This is a genomic window from Synechococcus sp. WH 5701 (genome assembly GCF_000153045.1).
GTDB lineage: Bacteria > Cyanobacteriota > Cyanobacteriia > PCC-6307 > Cyanobiaceae > Regnicoccus_A > Regnicoccus_A antarcticus.
This window is the reverse complement of sequence record NZ_CH724160.1, coordinates 975892-999489: the sequence shown is the minus strand read 5'-3', so window position 1 is coordinate 999489 and position 23598 is coordinate 975892. Positions and strand designations below refer to the sequence as shown.

General features: G+C 67.2%; 34 protein-coding genes and 1 tRNA gene. 28 read left to right on the top strand and 7 right to left on the bottom strand.

From position 1 onward, the window contains the following. Nucleotides 1–19 precede the first annotated feature (19 nt). Complete coding sequence (gene crtD, locus WH5701_RS15045; protein WP_006173366.1) at nt 20–1573, top strand: C-3',4' desaturase CrtD; 1554 nt, start codon at nt 20–22, stop codon at nt 1571–1573. On the opposite strand, the gene WH5701_RS15040 is transcribed toward crtD, so the two are convergent. Next, nucleotides 1570–2451 carry a prephenate/arogenate dehydrogenase gene (locus WH5701_RS15040; RefSeq protein WP_006173365.1) on the bottom strand — a complete coding sequence of 294 codons (882 nt, stop codon included), beginning with the start codon at nt 2449–2451 and terminating at the stop codon, nt 1570–1572. The genes crtD and WH5701_RS15040 overlap by 4 nt on opposite strands. Nucleotides 2452–2493: 42 nt before the next feature. On the opposite strand from WH5701_RS15040, the gene WH5701_RS15035 reads away from it, so the two are divergent. The 3 genes from WH5701_RS15035 (at nt 2494) to WH5701_RS15025 (ending at nt 4711) form a co-directional block, all read left to right on the top strand. Beyond that, a complete protein-coding gene (locus WH5701_RS15035) occupies nt 2494–3927 on the top strand; it encodes a hypothetical protein (protein WP_006173364.1) in 1434 nt (477 codons plus the stop codon). A gap of 70 nt (nt 3928–3997) precedes the next feature. Next, nucleotides 3998–4243, top strand: a complete 246-nt coding sequence (locus WH5701_RS15030; protein WP_006173363.1) for a DUF2839 domain-containing protein — start codon at nt 3998–4000, stop codon at nt 4241–4243. 87 nt (nt 4244–4330) lie between these two features. Continuing rightward, on the top strand, nt 4331–4711 hold the full coding sequence (locus tag WH5701_RS15025) for a DUF1815 family protein (RefSeq protein ID WP_006173362.1): 381 nt from the start codon (nt 4331–4333) through the stop codon (nt 4709–4711). Nucleotides 4712–4728: 17 nt separating this feature from the next. On the opposite strand, the gene recA is transcribed toward WH5701_RS15025, so the two are convergent. The 6 genes from recA to WH5701_RS14995 form a co-directional block, all read right to left on the bottom strand. After that, nucleotides 4729–5928, bottom strand: a complete 1200-nt coding sequence (recA, locus tag WH5701_RS15020) for a recombinase RecA (protein ID WP_006173361.1) — start codon at nt 5926–5928, stop codon at nt 4729–4731. Between the two features lie 179 nt (nt 5929–6107). After that, nucleotides 6108–6857 carry an HAD family hydrolase gene (locus WH5701_RS15015; RefSeq protein WP_006173360.1) on the bottom strand — a complete coding sequence of 250 codons (750 nt, stop codon included), beginning with the start codon at nt 6855–6857 and terminating at the stop codon, nt 6108–6110. A gap of 17 nt (nt 6858–6874) precedes the next feature. Next, a tRNA-Gln gene (locus WH5701_RS15010) sits at nt 6875–6946 on the bottom strand. 156 nt (nt 6947–7102) lie between these two features. Continuing rightward, nucleotides 7103–8797, bottom strand: a complete 1695-nt coding sequence (locus WH5701_RS15005) for an AAA family ATPase (RefSeq protein ID WP_006173359.1) — start codon at nt 8795–8797, stop codon at nt 7103–7105. Nucleotides 8798–8823: 26 nt separating this feature from the next. Continuing rightward, a complete protein-coding gene (locus tag WH5701_RS15000) occupies nt 8824–9879 on the bottom strand; it encodes an LdpA C-terminal domain-containing domain (protein ID WP_006173358.1) in 1056 nt (351 codons plus the stop codon). Next, nucleotides 9869–10330 (bottom strand): NAD(P)H-quinone oxidoreductase subunit N, encoded by a 462-nt coding sequence (locus WH5701_RS14995; protein ID WP_006173357.1) that lies wholly within the window; start codon nt 10328–10330, stop codon nt 9869–9871. The genes WH5701_RS15000 and WH5701_RS14995 overlap by 11 nt, the downstream gene beginning before the upstream one ends. Before the next feature lie 415 nt (nt 10331–10745). On the opposite strand from WH5701_RS14995, the gene rplC reads away from it, so the two are divergent. The 24 genes from rplC to WH5701_RS14880 all read left to right on the top strand — a co-directional run bounded on the left by rplC (nt 10746) and on the right by WH5701_RS14880 (nt 23594). Next, entirely contained in the window at nt 10746–11393 is a 648-nt protein-coding gene (gene rplC, locus WH5701_RS14990; RefSeq protein WP_006173356.1) for a 50S ribosomal protein L3, read from the top strand. A gap of 11 nt (nt 11394–11404) precedes the next feature. Then, nucleotides 11405–12040, top strand: a complete 636-nt coding sequence (gene rplD, locus WH5701_RS14985; protein ID WP_006173355.1) for a 50S ribosomal protein L4 — start codon at nt 11405–11407, stop codon at nt 12038–12040. Next, a complete protein-coding gene (locus WH5701_RS14980; protein ID WP_006173354.1) occupies nt 12033–12335 on the top strand; it encodes a 50S ribosomal protein L23 in 303 nt (100 codons plus the stop codon). Before rplD ends, WH5701_RS14980 begins: the two co-directional genes overlap by 8 nt. Nucleotides 12336–12350: 15 nt before the next feature. Further along, nucleotides 12351–13214, top strand: a complete 864-nt coding sequence (gene rplB / locus WH5701_RS14975) for a 50S ribosomal protein L2 (RefSeq protein WP_006173353.1) — start codon at nt 12351–12353, stop codon at nt 13212–13214. 35 nt (nt 13215–13249) lie between these two features. After that, a complete protein-coding gene (gene rpsS, locus WH5701_RS14970; RefSeq protein ID WP_006173352.1) occupies nt 13250–13525 on the top strand; it encodes a 30S ribosomal protein S19 in 276 nt (91 codons plus the stop codon). A 13-nt stretch (nt 13526–13538) separates the two neighbouring features. After that, entirely contained in the window at nt 13539–13898 is a 360-nt protein-coding gene (gene rplV, locus WH5701_RS14965) for a 50S ribosomal protein L22 (RefSeq protein ID WP_006173351.1), read from the top strand. Nucleotides 13899–13917: 19 nt separating this feature from the next. Beyond that, the gene (gene rpsC, locus WH5701_RS14960) at nt 13918–14646 is read left to right on the top strand and encodes a 30S ribosomal protein S3 (protein ID WP_006173350.1); all 729 of its coding nucleotides are present in this window, start codon (nt 13918–13920) and stop codon (nt 14644–14646) included. 16 nt (nt 14647–14662) lie between these two features. Next, on the top strand, nt 14663–15124 hold the full coding sequence (gene rplP / locus WH5701_RS14955; RefSeq protein WP_037981181.1) for a 50S ribosomal protein L16: 462 nt from the start codon (nt 14663–14665) through the stop codon (nt 15122–15124). A gap of 4 nt (nt 15125–15128) precedes the next feature. Next, nucleotides 15129–15344: a 50S ribosomal protein L29 gene (gene rpmC / locus WH5701_RS14950; protein WP_006173348.1), complete on the top strand. Its 216-nt coding sequence runs from the start codon at nt 15129–15131 to the stop codon at nt 15342–15344. 17 nt (nt 15345–15361) lie between these two features. Continuing rightward, nucleotides 15362–15613 carry a 30S ribosomal protein S17 gene (gene rpsQ / locus WH5701_RS14945; protein WP_006173347.1) on the top strand — a complete coding sequence of 84 codons (252 nt, stop codon included), beginning with the start codon at nt 15362–15364 and terminating at the stop codon, nt 15611–15613. 12 nt (nt 15614–15625) lie between these two features. Then, the gene (gene rplN / locus WH5701_RS14940; protein ID WP_006173346.1) at nt 15626–15991 is read left to right on the top strand and encodes a 50S ribosomal protein L14; all 366 of its coding nucleotides are present in this window, start codon (nt 15626–15628) and stop codon (nt 15989–15991) included. Nucleotide 15992: 1 nt separating this feature from the next. Then, nucleotides 15993–16349, top strand: a complete 357-nt coding sequence (gene rplX, locus WH5701_RS14935; protein ID WP_037981180.1) for a 50S ribosomal protein L24 — start codon at nt 15993–15995, stop codon at nt 16347–16349. Between the two features lie 85 nt (nt 16350–16434). Next, entirely contained in the window at nt 16435–16974 is a 540-nt protein-coding gene (gene rplE / locus WH5701_RS14930; RefSeq protein ID WP_006173344.1) for a 50S ribosomal protein L5, read from the top strand. 20 nt (nt 16975–16994) lie between these two features. After that, a complete protein-coding gene (rpsH, locus tag WH5701_RS14925) occupies nt 16995–17396 on the top strand; it encodes a 30S ribosomal protein S8 (RefSeq protein ID WP_006173343.1) in 402 nt (133 codons plus the stop codon). Nucleotides 17397–17411: 15 nt separating this feature from the next. Then, nucleotides 17412–17951 (top strand): 50S ribosomal protein L6, encoded by a 540-nt coding sequence (rplF, locus tag WH5701_RS14920; RefSeq protein ID WP_006173342.1) that lies wholly within the window; start codon nt 17412–17414, stop codon nt 17949–17951. A gap of 32 nt (nt 17952–17983) precedes the next feature. Then, nucleotides 17984–18349: a 50S ribosomal protein L18 gene (gene rplR / locus WH5701_RS14915; protein WP_006173341.1), complete on the top strand. Its 366-nt coding sequence runs from the start codon at nt 17984–17986 to the stop codon at nt 18347–18349. Between the two features lie 13 nt (nt 18350–18362). Further along, complete coding sequence (gene rpsE / locus WH5701_RS14910; RefSeq protein WP_006173340.1) at nt 18363–19022, top strand: 30S ribosomal protein S5; 660 nt, start codon at nt 18363–18365, stop codon at nt 19020–19022. Between the two features lie 5 nt (nt 19023–19027). Then, nucleotides 19028–19480 (top strand): 50S ribosomal protein L15, encoded by a 453-nt coding sequence (gene rplO, locus WH5701_RS14905; protein WP_006173339.1) that lies wholly within the window; start codon nt 19028–19030, stop codon nt 19478–19480. 133 nt (nt 19481–19613) lie between these two features. After that, nucleotides 19614–20930, top strand: a complete 1317-nt coding sequence (gene secY, locus WH5701_RS14900; protein WP_006173338.1) for a preprotein translocase subunit SecY — start codon at nt 19614–19616, stop codon at nt 20928–20930. Nucleotides 20931–20977: 47 nt separating this feature from the next. Next, a complete protein-coding gene (locus WH5701_RS14895; protein WP_006173337.1) occupies nt 20978–21535 on the top strand; it encodes an adenylate kinase in 558 nt (185 codons plus the stop codon). A gap of 36 nt (nt 21536–21571) precedes the next feature. Then, nucleotides 21572–21685: a 50S ribosomal protein L36 gene (gene rpmJ / locus WH5701_RS17015; RefSeq protein WP_006173336.1), complete on the top strand. Its 114-nt coding sequence runs from the start codon at nt 21572–21574 to the stop codon at nt 21683–21685. Between the two features lie 94 nt (nt 21686–21779). Next, complete coding sequence (gene rpsM / locus WH5701_RS14890) at nt 21780–22145, top strand: 30S ribosomal protein S13 (RefSeq protein WP_006173335.1); 366 nt, start codon at nt 21780–21782, stop codon at nt 22143–22145. 67 nt (nt 22146–22212) lie between these two features. Then, a complete protein-coding gene (gene rpsK / locus WH5701_RS14885; RefSeq protein ID WP_006173334.1) occupies nt 22213–22605 on the top strand; it encodes a 30S ribosomal protein S11 in 393 nt (130 codons plus the stop codon). 50 nt (nt 22606–22655) lie between these two features. Then, nucleotides 22656–23594: a DNA-directed RNA polymerase subunit alpha gene (locus tag WH5701_RS14880; RefSeq protein ID WP_006173333.1), complete on the top strand. Its 939-nt coding sequence runs from the start codon at nt 22656–22658 to the stop codon at nt 23592–23594. The last annotated feature ends 4 nt before the right edge of the window (nt 23595–23598 follow it).

Below are 23598 nucleotides of genomic sequence, written 5' to 3'. Positions count from 1 at the left end.
CCATGCCACGCCTGCCAGCATGCCGGCCGCTCCTGCCGCTCAGCGCTTGGCCGTCAGCCCCTCCCCTACGGATGCACCACTGCTGGATGTGACAGTCATCGGCGGCGGCATCGCCGGGCTGAGCGCCGCCGCGCTGCTGGCCCGGGAGGGTCTCTCGGTGCAGCTGCTGGAGGCCCACCACCAGACGGGAGGCTGCGCCGGCACCTTTCGCCGTGGCGCCTATGTCTTCGATGTGGGAGCCACCCAGGTGGCGGGGCTGGAGCCCGGGGGCATCCATGACCGGCTGTTCCGACATCTGGGGGTCGAGGCGCCGGCGGCCACTCCGCTCGATCCAGGTTGCGTGGTGGATCTCAGCGACGGCCAGCCGCCCGTCAGCCTGTGGCGTGATCCCCAGCGCTGGCACCAGGAACGGCAACGGCAGTTCCCTGGCAGCGAACGCTTCTGGAGCCTGTGCGCCGCACTGCATGGGGCCAACTGGTCGTTCGCGGGGCGCCATCCGGTGCTGCCTCCCCGCAGCCTCTGGGACCTGGGACAGTTGCTGGGGGCACTGAGGCCCGCCAATCTCGCCAGCGGGGCCCTGGCCCTCGCCAGCGTGGCCGACCTGCTGCGCCTCAGCGGCTGCAGCAGCGACCAGCGTCTGCGGCGCTTCCTCGATCTGCAGCTGCGCCTCTACTCCCAGGAACCGGCCGAGGGCACCGCCGCCCTCTACGGCGCCAGCGTGCTGACCATGGCCCAGGCGCCGCTGGGCCTGTGGCACCTTCAGGGCTCGATGCAAGCCCTCAGCACCAGTCTCGAAACCGCCCTGGCCGCCCTGGGCGGCGAGCTGCGGTTGCGCCATCGGGTCACGAGTCTGCAGCCGGCGCAACCGCAGGGCTGGTCCGTGCGGGGTCAGGGGCCGGGCGGGCGCCCATTCACCCGCCTCAGCCGTGATGTGGTGGTGGCGCTGCCCCCCCAGGCCCTGACCGATCTGCTGGGGGAGGCGATGCCTGGGGCCTACCGCGAGCGCATCAGCGGCTTTCCCGACCCCAGTGGGGCGCTGGTCTTCTATGGCGCCGTTGAGCGCGCCCTGCTGCCAGAGGGGTGTCCGGCCCATCTGCAGATCGACTGGGCGGATCCAGGGTCGCTCTTCGTGTCGGTGAGCCGCGAGGGGGATGGGCGGGCGCCAGCCGGGCAGGCCACGGTGATCGCCAGCGTGTTCACCCCGGCGCGCCCCTGGCTGGAGCTGGAGAGGGAGGCCTATGCGTTGGCCAAGGCTGAGGCCATGGCCCAGATCCAGAACGGCCTGGAGCTGAACCTGGGGCTCGACGCCACGGACTGGCGTCACCGGGAACTGGCAACACCCCGGGGATTTGCCCGCTGGACCGGGCGGCCCTTCGGCTTCGTGGGCGGGCTGGGGCAGCACCCCTCCCGCTTCGGGCCCTTCGGCCTGGCCAGTCGCACCCCCCTGCCGGGGCTTTGGCTCTGCGGCGACAGCATCCACCCGGGCGAGGGCACCGCGGGGGTGAGCCTTTCGGCGTTGATGGCCAGCAGGCAACTGCTGCAGGCTCGGGGAAAAGACCTGGCCTTGCCCTAGGCCGGGGGGCAGAGGAACTCCGGCCGCAGGGCCCGGCAGCCCTCCAGTTCCTTGGCAAGCCCATCCCAGTCCTGCCGCTCGAGCAGGGCCTCAAGACCATCGAGGGCCTGTCGGTAGTGTCCCAGCGCCTCGGCCACGGCGGCCCTGTTGCTCCGTGCCATCAGGGTGCCCAGTTCTGGATTGCCGCCACCCACCCGGGTGGTGTCGGCGAAGCCGCTGGAGGCCAGGGCGCGCACCAGCTGGGGCATCGCCCCATGGGGCGCCGCCTCTGCGCCCCGCTGCGCTGCACGCAGCAGGGCAGCACTCACCAGCACCGGCAGGTGGGAGATCAGGGCCACGGCCCGGTCGTGCTCCTGGGCGTCGCACTCCAGCCATCGCCCCCCTATCGCGCCCGCCAGGGCGCGGATCTGCGCCAGTGCCTCCGGGTCGGTGTGACCTGTGGGGGTGGCTACCCAGGGCCGACCGCAAAACAGATTCGGCAGGCCCGCCTCCACACCGGCCGCTGCGGTGCCGGCCATTGGATGGGTGGCCACGAAGCGGGGAACGAGCGGCTCCCAGGCCGCCAGCACCGGCGCTTTCACCGAGGCCAGGTCGGCGATCACCGCCTCTTTCGGCAAGGCCGCCAGCAGATCCGGCGAGGGATCCAGCAGCTGATCGAGCGGGAGGGCCAGCAGCACCAGCGCACAGCCCGTGAGCACCCCAGGATCCGTGCTCACCTGGCGGGCCAGGCCCCGTTGCCGGGCCCGCTCCGCCGTGGCCTGGCGGTGAACCAGCCCGCGCACATCAACGCCAAGGGCCATCAGGTCAAGGCCGATCGAGCCGCCGATCAGGCCCAGACCCACCACCCCCACCGGTCGCTCCTGCCAGAGGGTTGTCATCACTGGTACGGCCCACTGGCCCCACCTTCCTACGATTCCGCGATGTTGGAAGCCCGCGCCCACCAGCAGCTCAAGCAGCTCCTGCGCCAGGAGGGCGGCATCCGCTGGCCGCACCACCTGACCATGAGCCGGCTGGTGGCGCGCAGCCTGCGGCGCGCTGATCACACCCTGGTGCGCCTGGCGCCGGGCAGCGACCCCGACTGGCTGGTGGGCCTGCTGGTCCCCCTGGCCCTGGGGGAAACTCCGATCGCCCTGGTGGTGAGCGACCCCCTGCGCCGGCGCCTGCAGCAGGTGGAGATGCCCCGGCTGAAGGCCGTGGGCCTGCAACTTCCCTGCTGGGAAGGATCTGCCGCCCCCCCCGCTGAGTCCCCGCTGTGGCTGCTCAGCCACGCCGAGCTGGAGCTGGCCTGGCGCCAGGGCCAGCTGGGGGAGCGGCAACTGGTGGTGCCGGAGGCCGAGCGGCTGCACCAGCAGTTGCGCCAGTCCCTCGACCGTCCGATCGAGAACAGCGACTGGGAGCGTCTGCGAAGGGTGTTGCCCAGCGCCGAACCCAGCCTTCTGGCCCTGCATGAGCGCATGAGCCGGCGGATCTTCGCCCATCCCCCAACCCCCTCAGGCCTGGTGCCGATCAGTCCCGAGGAGGAAGCCCCGCTGCGGCATCTGCTGGCGCTGCTCGGCCCGCTGCCGGAGGCCTGGCAGCTCTGGCGGTCCGCCGTTGGACCTGGCTGGACCAGCTGGTCCAGTGTCGACCGGGAGCTGCTGCAGTGGCGCCTGCACCGCCAGCCGCTCGAGCCCCTGGAGGCCATGGAGGGCCTGCTCCACAACCGCGGCGCCGTGCTGGTGGGCCAGTTCGGACGCAACGCCGCCCTGGCCGGCATCAACCCGCAGGTGAGCGTGAACCTCTCGGATCCGCCCCTCTCCGATCCGCTGCCCCTTTATGCCCCCCTGGGCCAACCCTTCCCCAACAGCCCGCACTTCGGCACCCATCTGCTCGATCACTGCCGGCGACTGGTGCTGGGCCAGAGCGGTTTGACGATCGTGCTGGTGGATGAGCACTCCCAGCGGCTCAGCCTCGCCAGCGCCCTGGCGGCGGAGTTCGGCCGCCGGGTGGGCCACGAAACCACGGCACCGGAGAGCAATGGGGTGATCTGCTGCGGCTGGCAGTGGTGGCAGGAACACCAGGGGCGGCTGCCGCTGCCTCGCCAGGTGATCGTCGGTCCGCTGCCGATCGCCAGCCTCGAAGACCCGCTCACGGCAGCCCGGGTCAACCGGCTGCGCCAGGCCGGCCGCGACTGGTTCCGGGAGCTGCTGCTACCGGAGGCCATGACCCGTCTCCAGCTGGCGCTGGCGGGGCTGCGCCGGGGCGGCGGGCGGCTGGCTGTGCTGGACGGACGCCTGCGCAGCCGCAGCTGGGGACACCAGGTGCTCAGCGCCCTGGAGCCCTGGGTGGCCCTGAACAGGTTGCTGCCGCTCTGAAACCGACCCGGATCCAGAAGCCGCAATGGAAGCCCGTACCCTGGTTGCCGCCAGGACGCCGCCGGTAAGAATGGGAGAGGCCAAACGCCGCTCAGAGCAGGGATTGCCACCCCGCGGGCCGCAGAAGCAGCCAGGCTCGGCCAAGGACACCTCCCCACGGCTGGCCCCCTGGCTTCCCCTGACCCGCCGCCAGGCCGACCGCTTCGTTCAGGTCTCCACCCAGGGGGCCTGGGTGGGAATCGCGGCCCTGGTGCTGTTCTGGATCACGGTGCGCTTCATCGGACCGGCCGTCGGCTGGTGGACCCTCTCCGATTGATCGGGTGCGCCTTTGCCCACACCGGCATCAAGCCACAGCAAAAAGTGGAAGAAAACCTTAGGATCAACTCAAATCCTGAGCTGGCCGATGTTTCCCCGCCTCGCTGAGCAGTACCGCTCCGTGGTGCTGGACCTGGTGATGAGCCTGCAGGCTCTAGCCAATAGCCTGCAGCGCAAAGGCCTCGTGGCGACCTGTTACGTCTGCGGTGATGGCCGTGATGGTCATGGAGCCTCTTTCGTGGCCGACCTCGGGGATGCCCACATGGTGCGCTTTCTGGTCTCCGATTTCGGGATCAGCTGGGTGGAATCACGCAACGGCTGCGAACTGGTGAAGCTCGAAGGCGCCGAGGCCATCCAGGAACTTCAGCGGGTCGCCACGTTCCTGCAACAGGCCCAGCCGCCCGCGTCAACTCCTGCAACCCCCGGGCACGAGCCCGAGGCCAGCAGACTGGAAGCGCCCCTGATCTGAGCCCGCTTGCGCTGATCTCAGCTGGCGGCAGATTCCAGAGCGGTAGCCCCGGAGTCCAGCGCTGATTCACTCGATTCCGATGCCGACGAAGCGGCGGAGCTGGTGGCGGCCAGTTTGGCGGCAGCTGCTGCCAGTGGTTTGAGCGAATTGGCCGTCACATCAGCTCCCTCAGTGAGCCTCCGCCGAACCTCGGCCTCGATCTGCTCCTTCTGCTCGGGGTTCTGCTCCAGCCAGTTGATCGTGTTGTCGCGGCCCTGACCGATGTTGTCGCCGCCGTAGCTGTACCAGGCACCTTTGCGGATCACCACACCGGTCTCCTCGGCCAGGTCGATCACACAGCCCAGTGTGCTGATGCCACGACCGAAAAGAATGTCGAACTCAGCGATGCGGAACGGGGGCGCCACCTTGTTCTTCGCCACCTTCACCTTGGCGCGAATGCCGTATTCCTCCGTGCCGCGCTTGAGGGTCTGAATGCGGCGGATGTCGAGCCGCACCGAGGCGTAGAACTTGAGGGCGTTGCCGCCGGTGGTGGTTTCGGGATTGCCGTAGGTGACGCCGATCTTCTGGCGCAGCTGGTTGAGGAAGATCACCGTGCAGCCCGACTTGCCGATGTTGCCAGTGATCTTGCGCATCGCCTGGCTCATCAGCCGTGCCTGGCTGCCCACCGCCAGGTCCCCCATCTCCCCCTCGATCTCGGCACGGGGAGTCAGGGCTGCCACCGAGTCGACCACGACGATGTCGACCGCGGCGGACCGCACCAGCTGATCGACGATCTCCAGGGCCATTTCACCGGTGTCGGGCTGAGAGACCAGCAGGTTCTCCACATCGACCCCCAGAGCCGCGGCGTAGACCGGATCGAGCGCATGCTCGGCATCCACGAAGGCGGCCACACCACCGCGGCGCTGCGCTTCGGCGATGGCATGGAGAGTGAGGGTGGTCTTGCCGGAACTCTCCGGCCCGTAGACCTCCACCACCCGGCCCTTGGGATACCCGCCGCCGAGGGCCAGATCCAGGGTGAGGGCACCGGTGGGCATCGTTTCCACCCGCATCCGGGAGGCATCCCCCAGGCGCATGATCGAGCCCTTGCCGAAGTTGCGCTCGATCTGGCCGAGGACGAGGTTGAGAGCCTTGTCGCGCTCGGCCGCCCCGGCTGCCGTCCCGCTCGAGGAGCGGGGCTGGGCAGCCCTGAGGTCGGTGCTCTTGGAGTCGGCAGGCATGGTCAGAAGAGAACGAAGGAACGGACCGGAGAGGGACGGACCCTGGGGGGATGTCGCCGTGCGGCCTCACAGCTACAGGTGCCACCAAAGCCGCTGGATGTATCAAGGCGGTGGCGAAACAGCGGCTGCGCCCCCTGGCGCCGGGCAACCCAGAATTAGTACAGGCGTACGCTAGCGGATCAGGGCCACGTCGCCAAGGGGGCCGCGAAGGTCGCCGGATCCAGCAGCGCCAGGCCCTCGGGCAGGTCGATCAGGTCGTGGGGCCCCAGGTAGCCCCAGCTCACCAGGAAGCAGCGCACCGCCTCCAGTCCGGCCGTGGCACGCACCGCCTCGAGCGTGGGCCGGCGGTCCTCGATGAACCAGAGCGGTCGCTGCAACTCACGCAGGCGCAGCAGCACCTCAGGCTTGCTGCCGTCCTCGTGGCCGAAGGTGTGCAAAGGGGCGAGGCCCTGGGCCGCCAGCAGCTCCCGGGCAAAGGCCCCGCCCTTGGTGGTGAGCACGGCCCAGTCGGCCCCCTCCGCAGCAAGGGACCGCAGCCGCTGCGGCACTTCGGGGTAGGGGCGGTGAAGGGCCAGCCAGTGGGGACGATCGGCCGCAATGGCGTCCCGGCGTACCGCTTCGAGGCTGGTCTGCAAGATCTCGGGACTCCAGCCCCAGTGCGACAGCGCCGGAGCCAGGGCGGGGCCATAAGCCGCACCCGGGGCGGTGAGGTCACTGGAGCTGAGGGCCAGTTCCGCGGCCACCAGGACCATCTCCCAGCCCTTGTGGATCAGCGGGCGAAGCCGGACGAAGGCGGCGGGCGCCTGCTCGGGAAGGTTGAGATCCGGCCGCAGCCTCAGGGCCGCCTGGCGGGCCGCCCACCAGTACTCCGCCATGCCGTCGACAAGGACGCCATCAAAATCGAACACCAGCAGAGGGCTGGGGGTCACGCAGGGATCTCTCAGAACTGGGCCGCTAGGATTCGAACCTAGGAATGGCGGGACCAAAACCCGCTGCCTTACCACTTGGCGACGGCCCAAAGCTCCAGCTGCGGCCTCCCAATCCAGGTGATCCATGCGGATGGATCCGGGTTGGTCGGGCGCTTACCGGTTGCCCTGTTAGTTACCCACAGCGGGACGACCTTCGTCAATCTCTGGGTGCCGGTGGCGAACCCGCTCCCCCTGGCCAGGCCGATTCAGGGGGGAAAGACCCGCAGCCGTTGCAGGTCGCCACTGCCGAATTCGGCACTGCGCAAGCCGTAACCGTTCACCTGATCAGCCTGGATTCGGCGCACCGACGGGCTGCGGGGCAGCAGCTCCACTGGCCGGCCCTGGCGAAGCACCACCTGCTCCACCGCGAGACGGCATTCCTCCATGGCGCCATGGGCGTCGTCAGGGGCGCTGGCAGGCCCCGTGGAGACGCCTGACCCATCACCGCCGCGACGGCGCAGCAACCGCTCCACACCCCGCTGGATCTGGGGAAGAGTGTCGGCCTTGATCACCAGGATCGGCACATGCTGTTCGAGGGCCTGGCTGCGCACCTGGGGTTCACGGCCTAGCTGCTGACGCAGGCTGAGCACCGCGTCGGCCTCCTCCACCTGGCTGGCGCGCTGCACGGGCAGCTGGCGGCTACGCACCACCTGCTCCAGCAACTGGGGACTGACCCCACAGCAATAGAGGCGCAGGGGAGGGGCCGCAGGGGCGGGTGGTGCCGAGCGTCGATGGGGCGGGAGCAGCTCGGGATCAGGCAGGGGCACCGGCGCCAGGGCCGGGCTTGGAGCAGGGCTGTCCCCGGCCGCCACCAGACCACGGCGCGGCATCCGGGGGGAGGGAGGACCGGGCTCGGGATCATTGAGACGCAGCCGTCCGTCGCTGCCCAGCTCACGGACCTGAGGGCGGACCGGCTGCCCCCGCAGCTGCTGGTCGACGGTGCGGGCCACATCGCGGTGCACCAGCCAGCGGCTGCGGCTGTGCATCTCCACCGCCAGGGGGAAGGTGGGGTCGGCGCAGCGCTCCAGCACAGTCTTCTGGGAGCCGCGCCGGCGGGCCTCCTCATCCCCCAGGGTGACCGACTGAATGCCCCCGATCAGATCGGCAAGGGTGGGGTTCTTGATCAGGTTGGCCAGCTCGTTGCCGTGGGCCGTGGCCACCAGCATCACGCCGCGCTCGGCAATGGTGCGGGCGGCCTGGGCCTCGAGTTCGGTGCCGATCTCATCGATCACGATGACCTCGGGCATGTGGTTCTCCACCGCCTCGATCATCACCTGATGCTGTTGCTCAGGCCGCGCCACCTGCATGCGCCGGGCCCGGCCGATGGCGGGATGAGGAATGTCGCCGTCGCCGGCGATCTCGTTACTGGTGTCAATCACCACCACCCTCCGCTCCAGGTCGTCGGCCAGAACCCTGGCGATCTCCCGCAGGGCCGTGGTCTTGCCCACACCGGGGCGTCCCATCAGCAGCAGCGACTGGCCGCTGTCGAGCAGGTCTCGCACCATCGCCACTGTGCCGAACACGGCCCGGCCCACTCGGCAGGTGAGTCCGACCACCTCCCCGCCGCGGTTACGGATCGCACTGATGCGGTGCAGGGTGCGCTCGATGCCGGCCCGGTTATCGCCACCGAAAGACCCGAGCCGTTGCACCACCGCCGCCAGATCGGCCCGGTCAATCGGCCGCTGATCCAGCAGCTGGGCACGGCCCGGATAGCGGGCTTCTGGGGAACGGCCCAGGTCGAGCACCACCTCCAGCAACTGATCACGGCTGAGCGGGCTTGCCAGCGCTTCACCGACCCGCTCGGGCAGCACCTCCAGCAGGCGGTCGAGATCGTCGGTGATCCGCTGGGGCGTGATTGACCGGGCAGCCTCGCCAGTGGAGGCAACGCTTGGACTGGGCATGGACACGGCCCCTCTGCTTCGACGTTCTAGCCATCGGCGGCCAGCCAGGGTGAGACGAGCTCCTGCGCCAGCGCCAGGGCCCGGGGCCAGAGGGCCGGCTCATCGAGCAGACGCCGGCCGCGGCTCTCCGCCTCCAGCACCAGGGGGGAAAGCAGCCGGCGGGCCAGGCCGCCGAAGGCCACCCCGGCGGCGGCTCTGCGGGCGGCCTGGGAGCAACCGCTGCGCTGGCGCAGCAGTGGCAGGCTGCGGCCGTTGGTGCCACCTGCGAGTTGCAGAGGCCCGGGGGGCGCCAGCGGGCGCAGTGCGAGCAGCAGGTTGACGGCGGCATGGGCCGTGCCGTCGCCCACATCGCCGCTCATCGGGCGGCCATCGAGTTGCCAGAGGGGCCGGAAGCGATGGCGGCGCAGCAGGACGAACCGCTGCCAGAGCTCGCTGGCCAGGGCCGACGGGCTCGCACCGGCGTGGACCCCAGCAGCGCCAGCGCCGGCCTCGAGGCCACAACTCACGGCCAGACGCCGCAAGGGCAGGCCCGAGGCCGCCACCTGCTCCAGCCTCCGGGCGAAGGCCTCTCCCCGGCCCAGGCCGGTGTGGATCTCCACCGCATCCGGGCGCAAGCGGGCGAGGAGCTCCGGCACGGCCGCAGCGTCGAGCCCATGGCTCTGGGCCTCGATCAGGCCGTGGGGGCAGGCGGGCAAGCAGCGGCCACAGCCGTAGCAGCGTTCCCTGGACACGCCGGACCCGGCCGGGATCGCTCCGGCCGGACAGACTCGGGCGCAGGGCCTGGGGCAGTCAGCCGGACAGCGGCTGGGATCAAACCAGGCCTTGCGGAAATGGGGATCTTCGCCGTCACTGAGGCTGAGCATCAGCCAGGGGGCACTCAGCTGAGGCCGCTGCTCACGGGCCCAGCGCAGACCACGGCGGGCAGCGGCCACCACGGCGTCATCGGCGGCCACGTCGATGCAGTGGACCCCGGCTAGTGCATAGAGGCCGCAGAGGTCTTCGATGGAGGCGAGGTCCTGATTGCTGGCCCCGCAGATCAACTTGACCCAGCGACCGCAGGCCAGAGCCTGCTCAGGCGGCAACCATCTGCTCCAGCGGCGTCCAGCGCAGGCTGCGGGAGCCGCCCAGCTCCGCCACGATCTTCAGCCGGGGCTCACGCCTGGTGAGCGCGCAGAGCGACTGCAGCTCGGCCGATGAGAGCACCTGGGCCTCCAGCAGCCACAACACCATTGGCTTGACGCCCTCCAGCAGGGCCCCCAACTGGGGCATGACCCGTTGCACCTCGCCCACGGCGGCCCCGCGACCGATGCTGTGGTGGCCGAGGTGGGGCGGCCGAACACCGTGGCTCTGGAACAGGAAGACCTCAGGGTCGCCAAGGCCCCGGGCCGAGGTGATCTGGGCGCCATAGCCGGCCGCCCGCAGGCGCCGCAGCAAGCGGGTCTCGGCACCTCCTTCCAGGGGGGCATAGAGGGCCAGAGCGCCGGCCTTCTCCAGGTCCTGGCGGAAGCGACGACCGGAGAGCAGCAGAGGCATGGGGAAGCTTCAGAACTGATGCCGGCAGTCTGGCAGGGAGTCAGGGAGGTGGGTGGAGGTCGTGGGGTATGGTGATCGCTTGTGCATCTGATCTGCGCCCGACCGCTAGCCGGGCCTCCAGAGCTGTGCACGGGATCGTCGCTGGCGACGGTCTCTTCTGGCCAGTGCGGCCAGGTTTGCCGGTTTGCTCCGCGCAACGCCTGAACCGCCGGGATACTGCCACCCTGCCCAGCAGGAGCGGACAAGTCCCAGCCAACTGTTTCGCCAACCGCTAGCCCAACCGAACCCACCCCAGGAGGTCCTGCCTCCCGGTTGATTCGGAGCCAGGTTTCTGGCCCAGCGCGTCTGCACGATTCAGTCTCAAGTGGTTCGCACCCCCGTGCGCGCCTCTGTCCTGCTGGCGTTTCTCCCTCCTATGTCCTTCGGCATCCTTGGGAAGAAACTGGGCATGTCTCAGTTCTTCGACCCCAACGGCAAATCCATCCCGGTCACCGTGATCGAGGCGGGCCCCTGCCGCATCACCCAACTCAAGACTCCCGCCACCGACGGCTACAGCGCCGCCCAGATCGGTTTCGGTGAGACCCGCGACAAGCTCGTGAACAAACCTGCAGCCGGTCACCTGGCGAAGTCGGGCGACGAGCTCTTGCGTCACCTGCAGGAATACCGCCTCGAGTCCCTTGATGGCCTTGAGCTCGGTGCGTCCATCACCGTCGAGGCCTTCGAAGCCGGACAGAAGGTGGACGTGAGCGGCGACACGGTCGGTAGGGGCTTCTCCGGTTACCAGAAGCGCCATGGCTTCAGCCGCGGGCCGATGAGCCACGGCTCCAAGAACCACCGCGAACCCGGATCCACCGGTGCCGGCACCACGCCTGGCCGCGTCTATCCGGGCAAGCGCATGGCGGGCCGCTACGGCGGCAAGCAAATCACCACCCGCGGCCTCACCATCCTCAAGGTGGACCATGAGCGCAACCTGCTGGTGGTGAAGGGTTCGGTGCCCGGCAAGCCCGGCGCCCTGCTCAGCATCCGACCCGCCCTGCGGGTCGGCGCCAAGGCCGCGAACTGAGGAGAAATCAGATGGTGAATTGTGTTGTTCGCGATTGGCAGGGCAAGGAGGCCGGTGAGGCCAGCCTTGACCTGAAGGTCGCCAAGAAATCCTCCGCCGCCGACCTGGTGCACAGGGCGGTGGTCAGGCAGCTGGCCAATGCCCGACAGGGCACCGCCAGCACCCTCACCCGGGCCGAGGTCCGTGGTGGTGGCCGCAAGCCCTACAAGCAGAAAGGCACCGGCCGGGCCCGGCAGGGCTCGATCCGCACCCCGCTGCGCCCCGGTGGTGGTGTGATCTTCGGGCCCAAGCCCCGCAGCTACACCCTGGCGATGAACCGCAAGGAACGTCGTCTGGCCCTGCGCACCGCCCTGATCAGCCGCGCCGCCGACATCCTGGTGGTGAAGGGCTTCGCCGCCGATCTTGAGGTCCCCAAAACCAAGGAGATCGTGGCGGCCCTCGATCGCTGGGACGTGCCGGCCGGCAGCAAGGTGCTGCTGGTGCTCGATGCCCCCGGCGACGTGGTGCGCCGCTCGGTGCGGAACCTTGAAAAGGTGAAGCTGATCGCCGCTGATCAGCTCAACGTGTTCGACCTGCTCCACGCCAATGTGCTGGTGTTGAGCGAAGAGGCACTGGCGAAGATTCAGGAGATCTACGGCGATGACTGAACGTTTCAATAGCCGGCTCGCGGACGTGATCCGCAAGCCGCTGATTACCGAAAAAGCCACCCGTGCCCTGGAACTCAACCAGTACACGTTCGAAGTGGATCCCCGGGCCGCCAAACCCGACATCAAGGCTGCCGTCGAACATCTGTTCGATGTCCATGTGGTCGGGGTGAGCACCATGAATCCCCCCCGCCGCAGTCGGCGGGTCGGCCGTTTCGCCGGCAAGCGCGCCCAGGTGAAGAAAGCCGTGGTGCGCCTCGCCCCTGGCGATGCCATCCAGTTGTTCCCAGAGGCCTGAGGGGTCTGAATCGTTATGGCAATCCGCAACTACCGCCCCTACACCCCCGGCACCCGCGGCCGCTCCTCCAGCGACTTCAGTGAAGTCACCGAGCGCCGTCCCGAGCGTTCGCTGGTGGTGGCCAAACACCGCCAGAAAGGTCGCAACAACCGCGGTGTGATCACCTGCCGCCACCGCGGCGGCGGCCACAAGCGCCTCTATCGGCTCGTTGACTTCCGTCGCGACAAAACCGGCGTGGTCGCCCGGGTGGCCGCCATCCATTACGACCCCCACCGCAATGCGCGGCTGGCGCTGCTCTTCTACACCGACGGTGAGAAGCGCTACATCCTGGCTCCCGCTGGAATCACGGTGGGCCAGACGGTCGTCTCAGGGCCCGAGGCCCCGATCGAAGTGGGCAACGCCCTGCCGCTTTCGGCCATTCCTCTGGGCTCCAGCGTCCACAACGTCGAGCTTTACGCCGGCCGCGGCGGTCAGATGGTGCGCACCGCCGGTGCCAGCGCCCAGGTGATGGCCAAGGAAGGCGACTACGTCGCCCTCAAGCTCCCCTCAACCGAGGTTCGCCTGGTGCGACGTGAGTGCTTCGCCACCCTGGGCGAAGTGGGCAACGCTGAAGTGCGCAACACCAGCCTGGGCAAGGCCGGCCGCACCCGCTGGCTCGGGCGCCGTCCCCAGGTGCGCGGCAGCGTGATGAACCCCTGCGATCACCCCCACGGTGGTGGTGAAGGCCGGGCTCCGATCGGCCGTTCCGGTCCTGTCACCCCCTGGGGCAAACCCGCCCTGGGCCTGAAAACCCGCAAACGCAACAAGCCCAGCAATCGGTTTGTGCTGCGGAAGCGTCGCCGCACCTCCAAGCGGAGCCGTGGCGGACGGGATTCCTGATGCTCAACACCGCACTGCTGTCTGCCTGATTCGCTATGGGACGTTCACTCAAAAAAGGACCCTTCGTCGCCGACCATCTGCTGCGCAAGGTCGAAGCGCAGAACAGCGCTGGTGACAAGACCGTGATCAAGACCTGGTCACGGGCCTCCACCATCCTGCCGATGATGATCGGCCACACCATTGCCGTTCACAACGGCAAAAGCCATGTGCCGGTCTACGTGACCGAGCAGATGGTGGGCCACAAGCTGGGGGAATTCGCCCCCACCCGCACCTTCCGGGGCCACATCAAAGACAAAAAAGGTGCCCGTTAAGGAGCGAATCACCATGGCCAACACCACCTCCCCCAGCCAAGAAGCCCGCGCCCACGGCCGCTACATCCGCGGTTCCGTATCCAAGGTGCGTCGGGTGCTCGATCAGATCCGCGGCCGCACCTACCGCGAAGCGCTGATCCTGCTCGAGTTCATGCCTTACCGCTCCACCGGACCGATCACCAAGGTGCTTCGCTCCGCGGTGGCCAACGCCGAGCACAACATGGGTCTCGACCCGGCTTCGCTCGTGATCAGCACCGCCAGCGCCGACATGGGTCCCTCCCTGAAGCGCTTCCGGCCACGGGCCCAGGGCCGTGCCTACGCCATCAAAAAACAAACCTGCCACATCAGCATTGCTGTGGCTCCTTCCGCCTGACCCCCGAGGACACCGCCCGATGGGACACAAGATCCATCCAACCGGCCTGCGCCTGGGGATCACCCAGGACCACCGCTCCCGTTGGTACGCCCCCAGCAAGACCTATCCGACCCTCCTCCAGGAGGATGACCGGATTCGCTGCTTCATTCACAAGAAGTACGCCTCAGCCGGTATCAGCGATGTGCTGATCGCCCGCAAGGCCGACCAGCTGGAGGTCGAGCTCAAGACGGCCCGACCCGGTGTGCTGGTGGGACGCCAGGGCAGCGGCATCGAGGAACTGCGCGCCGGCATTCAGAAAACCGTCGGTGATCGCAACCGCCAGGTGCGCATCAACGTGGTGGAAGTGGAGCGGGTCGACGCCGATGCCTTCCTGCTGGCCGAGTACATCGCCCAGCAGCTGGAGAAGCGGGTGGCGTTCCGCCGGGTCATGCGCATGACCGTGCAGCGGGCCCAGCGGGCCGGCGTGCTCGGCCTCAAGATCCAGGTGAGTGGGCGCCTCAATGGCGCCGAAATCGCCCGGACCGAATGGACCCGGGAAGGCCGGGTTCCGCTGCACACCCTCCGCGCCGACATCGATTACGCCACCAAGGTGGCGACCACCACCTACGGGGTGCTGGGAATCAAGGTGTGGGTGTTCAAAGGTGAAGTGCTTCCTGGTCAACAGGAAAAACTCCCCGTCGGGGCAGCACCACGGCGCCGCGCCAATCGCCGGCCCCAACAGTTCGAAGACCGCTCCAACGAGGAGTGAGCAGGAAGCCTGAACCATGCTGAGTCCACGTCGCGTCAAATTCCGCAAACAGCAGCGAGGCCGCATGTGCGGTGTCGCCAGCCGAGGCAACACCATTGCCTTCGGTCAGTTTGCGCTGCAGGCCCAGGAATGCGGGTGGATCACCTCCCGCCAGATTGAGGCCAGCCGCCGGGCCATGACCCGCTACGTCAAGCGGGGCGGAAAGATCTGGATCCGGATCTTCCCCGACAAGCCCGTCACCATGCGCCCAGCCGAAACCCGCATGGGTTCCGGTAAGGGCAACCCCGAGTTCTGGGTGGCCGTGATCAAGCCAGGTCGCATTCTCTTTGAAATGGGCGGTGCCGAAATCACCGAAGCCATTGCCAAGGAGGCCATGCGCCTGGCTCAGTACAAGCTGCCCATCAAGACCAAGTTCCTGGCCCTTGACGAGCAGGCGAGCGCGGTCGAACCGGAGACCACCGTTCCTGTGGAGTCCTGAACCCATGGCCCGTCCTGACATCGCCGAGGTGCGCAAGCTCACCGACGCCGAAATCAGCGAACAGATCAACGCCTGCCGCCGCGATCTCTTCGACCTGCGCTTCCAGCAGGCCACCCGCCGCCTGGAGCATCCTCACCGCTTCAAGGAAAGCCGCATCAAGCTGGCCCACCTGCTGACGGTGCAGAAGGAGCGTCAGAGCTCCGCCCCCTCCGCCTCCTGATCCCCCCCACACCACCCATGGCACTCAAGGAAAGGGTCGGCGTCGTCGTCAGCGACAAGATGGACAAAACGGTGGTGGTGGCGGTTGAAAACCGCTTCCCCCATCCCATCTACCAGAAGACCGTCAGCCGCACCACCCGTTACAAAGCCCACGACGAGGACAACCGTTGTCGCGTGGGTGATCGGGTCCGCATCACCGAAACCCGTCCCCTCAGTCGCACCAAACGCTGGGCTGTGGCCGAGGTTTTCACCACATCCGGCGCGAGCTGAGGAGATCCCACCATGATTCAGCAGGAAACTTTCCTCAACGTCGCTGACAACAGCGGGGCCAAGCGCATCCAGTGCATCCGAGTGCTGGGCACCAACCGTCGCTATGCCCACGTGGGTGATGTGATCGTGGCTGCCGTCAAGGACGCCATGCCCAACATGGGTGTCAAGAAGTCGGATGTGGTCAAGGCTGTGGTGGTTCGCACCAGGGCCACCCTGCGCCGCGACACCGGCAATGCGATCCGCTTCGACGACAACGCCGCCGTGATCCTCGGCACCGACAACAACCCCAAAGGCACCCGGGTGTTCGGACCCGTAGCCCGGGAACTGCGGGAGCGCAACTTCACCAAAATCGTGTCTCTCGCCCCGGAGGTGATCTGAGATGGCCACAGCCACCCCAAAAGCCAGGCCCGTTCAAAGGGTCAAGATGCGCATCCGCAAGGGTGACACCGTCAAGGTGATTGCCGGAAAGGACAAGGGCAAGACCGGTGAGGTCCTGCGCACCCTTCCCGACGAGAACCGTGTGGTCGTGCAGGGCATCAACCTGCGCACCCGCCACATGAAGCCTACCCAAGAAGGCGAATCCGGCCGGATCCTCACCGAGGAGGCTTCCATCCACGCCTCCAACGTGATGGTGTTCTCCACCGCCAACAACGTTCCCAGCCGCGTGGAGCTCGTCGTCGAAGCCGACGGCACCAAGAAGCGCCGCCTCAAGAAGACGGGTGAAGTTCTTGCCTGAAGGGCAAGAACGACCGCTCCCATCGCTGAACGCACCCCCGTCCGCTTTCTGACAACGCCCAGAAGCGCATTCCCCCATCCCCGCCATGTCACTCAAACAGCGCTATCGGGAGACGATCCAGCCCAAGTTGCTCAAGGATCTCACTCTCTCGAACATCCATGAAGTCCCCAAGGTGGTGAAGGTCACCGTCAACAGGGGACTTGGCGAAGCCGCCCAGAACGCCAAGGCTCTTGAAGCCTCGATCAGCGAGCTGGCCACGATCACCGGACAGAAGGTGGTGGTGACGCGCGCCAAGAAAGCCATCGCCGGCTTCAAGATTCGCCAGGGCATGCCGATCGGCGTGGCCGTCACCCTGCGGGGAGATCGGATGTATGCCTTCCTGGAGCGCCTGATCAACCTGGCCCTGCCACGCATCCGCGACTTCCGCGGGGTCAGCCCCAAGAGCTTCGACGGGCGTGGCAACTACACCCTGGGGGTGCGGGAGCAGATCATCTTCCCCGAAATCTCCTACGACAAAATCGACGCCATCCGTGGCATGGACATCACCATCGTGACCAGCGCCCGCAACGACGAAGAGGGCCGGGCCCTCCTCCGCGAGATGGGAATGCCGTTCCGCAGCAACTGAGCCCTCCTCGGATCCCAACCATGGCCAATCACGACCCGATTTCCGACATGCTCACCCGCATCCGCAATGCGAGTGAGAAGAAGCACCAGACCACCAAAGTGCCCGCTTCACGCCTCTCACACAGCATCGCCAAGGTGCTGCAGCACGAAGGCTTCATCGCCCAGATCAGCGAGGAGGGAGAAGGCGTCGAACGCTTCCTCGTGCTCGAGCTGAAGTACAGCGGCAAGCATCGTCAGCCCACCATCCGCTCGGTGCAACGGGTGAGCAAGCCTGGCCTGCGCATCTACAAGAACACCCGTCAGCTTCCCAAGGTCCTCGGTGGCCTTGGTGTGGCGATCATCTCCACCTCCAAAGGGGTGATGAGCGACCGTGATGCCCGAAAGCAGGGCGTCGGCGGTGAAGTGCTTTGCTACATCTATTGATCAGGGAGTCGATCCATGTCTCGTATTGGTAAAGCGCCGATCCCCATCCCCGACAAGGTGAACGTCACCTTGGCTGGTCTGGCGGTCACGGTCAAAGGTCCAAAGGGTGAGCTCAGCCGCACCCTTCCCGATGGTGTGGTGGTCAGCCAGCAGGAGAACACCCTGCTGGTCACCCCGTCCAACGGAAGCCGCCGTTCCCGGGAGCGTCACGGCCTCTGCCGCACCCTCGTCGCCAACATGGTCGAGGGTGTCAGCCAGGGCTTCACCCGCAAGCTCGAGATCATCGGCGTGGGCTACCGCGCCCAGGTCCAGGGCCGCAAGCTCGTGGTCAGCGCCGGCTACAGCCATCCCGTGGAGGTCAATCCCCCCGAGGGCGTGAGCTTCACGGTCGAAGGCACCACCCAGGTGATGGTGTCCGGGGCCGACAAGGAGCTGGTGGGCAATGAAGCCGCCAAGATCCGCGCCATCCGGCCGCCCGAGCCCTACAAGGGCAAGGGCATCAAGTACGCGGGCGAGCGCATCCTGCGCAAGGCCGGCAAGACCGGTAAGAAATGAGGCCTGCCTGAGCGTTCCCACCCTGTACTGCCATGTCCACCCTTTCCAGAAAACAGCAGACCCAGAAGCGTCACCGCCGTCTGCGTCGCCATCTCAACGGAACCTCCGACCGTCCGCGGCTGGCCGTGTTCCGCTCCAACAACCACATCTACGCCCAGGTCATCGACGACGCGGCCCAGACCACCCTCTGTGCGGCGTCGACCCTCGACAAGGATCTGCGCAGCAGCCTCGAGTCCAGCGCCTGCTGTGACGCGTCCGTCGCCGTTGGTCAGCTGCTGGCTACCCGTGCCATCGCCAAGGGCATCCAGCAGGTGGTCTTCGACCGCGGTGGCAACCTGTACCACGGCCGGGTCAAGGCCCTCGCCGATGCCGCCCGGGAAGCGGGCCTTCAGTTCTGAACCGCCTCCAACCATGACCGAAACCAACGAACAGACCAGATCCAGCGACGTGCCCTCCGCGGCCGTAGGCGTTCCTGCCGCCACCGAAGGCCAGCAGGAACGCCGCGGCGGCGGCAACCGCGGTGGCGGCGGTGGTGACCGCCGCGGTGGCGGTGGCCGCCGGGGTGACAACCGCCGCGGCCAGGAGCGCGACTCCGAATGGCAGGAGCGGGTGGTCCAGATCCGTCGTGTCTCCAAGACCGTCAAAGGCGGCAAGAAGATGAGCTTCCGCGCCATCGTCGTGGTCGGCAACGAGCGCGGCCAGGTCGGTGTGGGCGTTGGCAAGGCGGGTGATGTGATCGGCGCCGTACGCAAGGGCGTGGCCGATGGCAAGAAGCACCTGGTCAAGGTGCCCCTGACCCGCACCAGCTCGATCCCCACCGACGGCCATGGTGTCGACGGCGCCGCCAGCATCCTGATGCGCCCCGCGGCCCCTGGTACCGGTGTGATCGCGGGCGGCTCGATCCGTACGGTGCTGGAACTGGCCGGGATCAAGAACGTGCTGGCCAAGCGCCTTGGCAGCAAGACCCCCCTCAACAACGCCCGCGCCACCATTCAGGCGCTGCAGTCTCTGCGCACCCACAAGGAGACGGCCAAGGAACGGGGCATCTCCCTCGAGCAGATTTACTCCTGAGCCCCATGACCCTCTCACTCAGCACCCTCACCCCCCAGACCGGTGCCAGGCGCCGCAAACTGCGCAAAGGCCGCGGCATCGCCGCCGGCCAGGGCGCCAGCTGCGGCTTCGGCATGCGCGGCCAGAAGTCCCGCTCGGGTCGTCCCACCCGCCCCGGCTTCGAGGGCGGTCAGATGCCCCTTTACCGGCGCATCCCCAAGCTCAAGCATTTCCCGCTTGTCAACCCCAAGCACTTCACCGTGCTCAATGTGGGCAAACTGGCCGAACTTGAGTCTGGCAGCACCGTCACCCTCGACTCCTTGGTGGAAGCTGGCCTGGTTACCAGCCCCAAGCATCCGCTGAAGATTCTCGGCAACGGTGAACTGAGCATCAAGCTCAGCGTCGAAGCGGCCGCCTTCACCGCCTCGGCCCGCGCCAAGATTGAAGCGGCCGGTGGCACCTGCGAGCTGATCGACTGATCGGCCAAGGCCTGACCCCTGATTTTCAGGGATCCGCCAGGCAACCAGCCGTCTGCCGCCGTTCTTCGGATGCGCAGGCGGCTTTGCCGTCGTTGCCCCTTCTCCGCCAGTCCGTCCCTCGTCCCTTCTCGCCATGCTCGTCAGCCGGGGCCGTAACCCCAGTGCCGCGGAAATCATCACCCAGGTGATCCAGTCCAAGGGACTGAGGGATCGGGTTCTCACCACCCTGGGCCTGCTGTTGCTCGTGCGTCTGGGGATCTACATCCCCGTGCCGGGCATCGATCGGGTGGCCTTCCAGCAGTTCATCCAGCAGGGCGGCCAGTTGATCGGCTTCCTCGACATCTTCACCGGCGGTGGCATCTCCACCCTGGGGGTGTTCGCCCTGGGGATCCTGCCCTTCATCAACGCTTCAATCATCCTGCAGCTGCTCACCGCCGCCTTGCCCCAGCTGGAGGACCTCCAGAAGAACGAAGGGGAAGCCGGGCGGCGCAAGATCGCCCAGATCACCCGCTACGTGGCCCTGGGCTGGGGCCTGCTGCAAAGCACCGTTTTCGCACTGATCCTTCGTCAGTACGCCCTCCCCGGCATTCCCATGCCGGTGTTCGTGATTCAGACCACCCTGGCGCTGGTCACCGGAGCGATGGTGGTCATGTGGATCAGTGAGGTGATCACCGAGCGGGGGATCGGCCAGGGCGCCTCCCTGGTGATCTTCGTGAACATCGTGGCCACCCTGCCCAGGGCGCTCGGCTCCACGGTGAAGCTGGCCGAGAGCGGAGACAGGGCCACCATCGGCGGAATCGTGGTGCTGGTGCTGATCTTCCTGGTGACGATCGTGGGCATCATTTTCGTGCAGGAGGGCAGCCGGCGCATCCCGATCGTGAGCGCCAAGCGCCAGGTGGGTCAGGCCAGCCTCGCCAGCCGCCAGAGCTACCTGCCGCTCAAGCTCAACGCCGGCGGCGTGATGCCGATCATCTTCGCTTCTGCGGTGGTCTTCCTGCCCTTGACAATCGCCAACATCACCAGGGCCCCCTGGCTGATCCAGCTGGCCGGCTACCTCAACCCGAACAGCAGCACACCCTGGCTCTACGCCCTGATCTTCTTCGCGCTGATCTGCGGCTTTTCGCTCTTTTATGCCTCGCTCACGATCAATCCGATCGACATCGCCACCAACCTCAAACGTGGGGGCGTGGCCATTCCCGGTGTGAGGCCCGGCTCCGCCACCGCCCAATACCTGAGCGGCGTGCAGAACCGGCTCACTCTGCTGGGGGGTCTCTTCCTTGGAGCGGTGGCGATCATCCCCTCCGCCGTGGAAGGCGCCACACAGGTGCGCACCTTCCAGGGTCTGGGGGCCACCTCCCTGCTGATCCTTGTGGGTGTCGCCATCGACACCGCCAAGCAGGTGCAGACCTACGTGATCTCCCAGCGCTACGAGGGCATGGTGCGGGAGTGATCCGCTCCAGCCCACAGCCGCGCCCATCTCAGTCATCCCATCCGACCATGTCCGACCGCCTTCTTTTCCTCGGCCCCCCAGGAGCCGGCAAAGGGACCCAGGCCCAGTTGCTGGCCGCTGAACGCGGTCTGCTCCACCTCTCCACCGGCGAACTGTTGCGGGCCGAAGTGCAGGCGGGCACGGAGCTGGGGACGGAAGCCCAGGCCGTGATGGCCCGGGGCGAACTGGTGAGCGATGCGCTGGTCCTGGCGATCGTGAAGGCCCGCCTGCTCAGCCATGACGGCGGCTGGTTGCTGGATGGCTTCCCCCGCAACCTGGCCCAGGCCGGAGCCCTCAGGGAGTTGCTCGACGAGCTGAAGCAGCCGATCGAGCATGTGGTGCTCCTGCAGCTCGACGACGGCATCCTGTTGCAGAGGCTGCTCAGCCGCGGGCGCGACGACGACAACGAAGCGGTGATCCGCAACCGTCTGGAGGTCTACCGCGAGCAGACAGCACCCCTGATCGCCTTCTACCGCCAGCTGGGCTTGATCCGGGAGGTGGAGGCGGAAGGGGCCGTGGAGGCGGTCGCGAGCAGGGTGAGTGCGGTTGTGAGTCAACCCTTGTGATACGTTAGCTGTTTGCAAAAAGGAGAGCCACCGCCCATGAAGGTGCGTGCCTCAGTCAAGAAGATGTGCGACAAGTGCCGCGTGATTCGTCGCCACGGCCGGGTCATGGTGATCTGCACCAACCCCAAGCACAAACAACGCCAGGGCTGACCGGCCCCGCGTCCTTCCTCCCCCAGTGCCCTTCGGGGCGCACCGCCCTGCCCACACTGGCCGGGCTCCCTCTGCCCAACTGAATCGTTTTTTCGTGGCTCGGATTGCCGGTGTCGATATCCCTCGTGACAAGAGGGTCGAGATTTCTCTCACGTACGTCTACGGGATCGGGCTCAGCCGGGCCCAGAAGATCCTGACCAAGGCTGGCGTCAACCCCGACATCCGCGTCAAGGACCTCGACGACGGCGATGTCCAGAAATTGCGGGCAGCTGTCGAAACCTTCACCCTCGAGGGTGACCTGCGCCGTCAGGAGGGCATGGCCCTCAAGCGCCTGCAGGACATCGGCTGCCTCAGGGGGCGCCGCCACCGCATGGGTCTCCCCGTGCGCGGTCAACGCACCCGTACCAATGCCCGTACACGCCGCGGCGCCCGCAAGACCGTGGCCGGCAAGAAGAAGTAATCCGCCTGCCTGAGCCCGGCCCCGCCGCTCAGTCCCACCACCTTTTCACCCCACCAGCCCCCCGTCCATGGCGAAGCCAGCCAAGAAAACCGGCGCGAAGAAAACCAAGCGCAACGTGCCCAACGGTGTGGCACACATCCAGAGCACCTTCAACAACACCATCGTGTCGATCACCGACACGGCCGGTGAGGTGATCTCCTGGTCGTCGGCCGGCGCCAGCGGCTTCAAAGGAGCTCGTAAGGGCACCCCCTTCGCCGCCCAGACCGCCGCTGAAGCCGCAGGCCGCAGGGCCCTTGAGCAGGGGATGCGTCAGATCGAGGTGCTGGTGCGCGGTCCGGGCTCCGGGCGTGAAACCGCTATCCGGGCCCTGCAGGTGGCCGGCCTTGAGATCACCCTCATCCGGGATGTCACCCCCCTGCCCCACAACGGCTGCCGCCGCTCCAAGCGCCGCCGGGTCTGAGCATCCGTTCCCAGCCGCTCCTCGGCGTTCCTCTTCACCACCATCAGGCCGTGCATCAGTATCAGATCGATCGGGTCGAGCATCACATCGCCGACGACCGCTCCCAGACCGGTGTGTTCGTGATCGGGCCCCTGGACCGCGGTCAGGCCATCACCCTCGGCAACGCCCTGCGCCGGGTGCTGATGGGCGGCATGGAGGGCAGTGCCATCACCGCCGTGCGCATCGCCGGCGTCAACCATGAATACGCCACCATCCCGGGCGTGCGCGAAGACGTCCTCGACATCCTGCTGAACTGCAAGGAAGTCGTCGTCAACAGCCGCAACCGCGATCTTGAGATCGGCCGGCTGATCGTGAACGGTCCCGCCAGCGTCACCGCCGCCGACCTTCAGTTCTCATCCCAGGTTCAGGTGATTGATTTCGATCGCCCGATCGCCACCGTGGCTGAAGGTCACTCGCTGGAACTGGAAGTTCATGTGGAGAAGGGAGTCGGCTACCGGCCGGTGGACCGTCATCACGAAGACACCAGCGCGATCGATCTGCTCCAGATCGATGCGGTGTTCATGCCCGTGCGCCGGGTGAACTACACAGTCGATGAAACGGCCGTCGGCGAAGGTGGGTCGGCCCGCGAACGCCTGCGCCTGGAGATCGTCACCAGTGGCTCGATCACACCCGACGACGCCATGGCCCAGGCCGCCAATCAGCTGATCCAGCTGTTCCAGCCCCTGGCCAGTCTGACCATGGTGGAGGAGCCAGGCCTGGAGCCTGAGCCCTCAGCTGAAAGCCAGATTCCCCTGGAGGAGCTCAACCTCTCTGTTCGGGCCTACAACTGCCTGAAGAGGGCCCAGGTCAATTCGGTCTCCGACCTGATGGGCTTCAGTTACGAAGATCTCCTCGAGATCAAGAACTTCGGCTCGAAGTCAGCTGATGAGGTGATTGAAGCGCTGGAGCGCATCGGCATCTCCCTGCCCCAGAGCCGCACCACCGCCTGAGCGG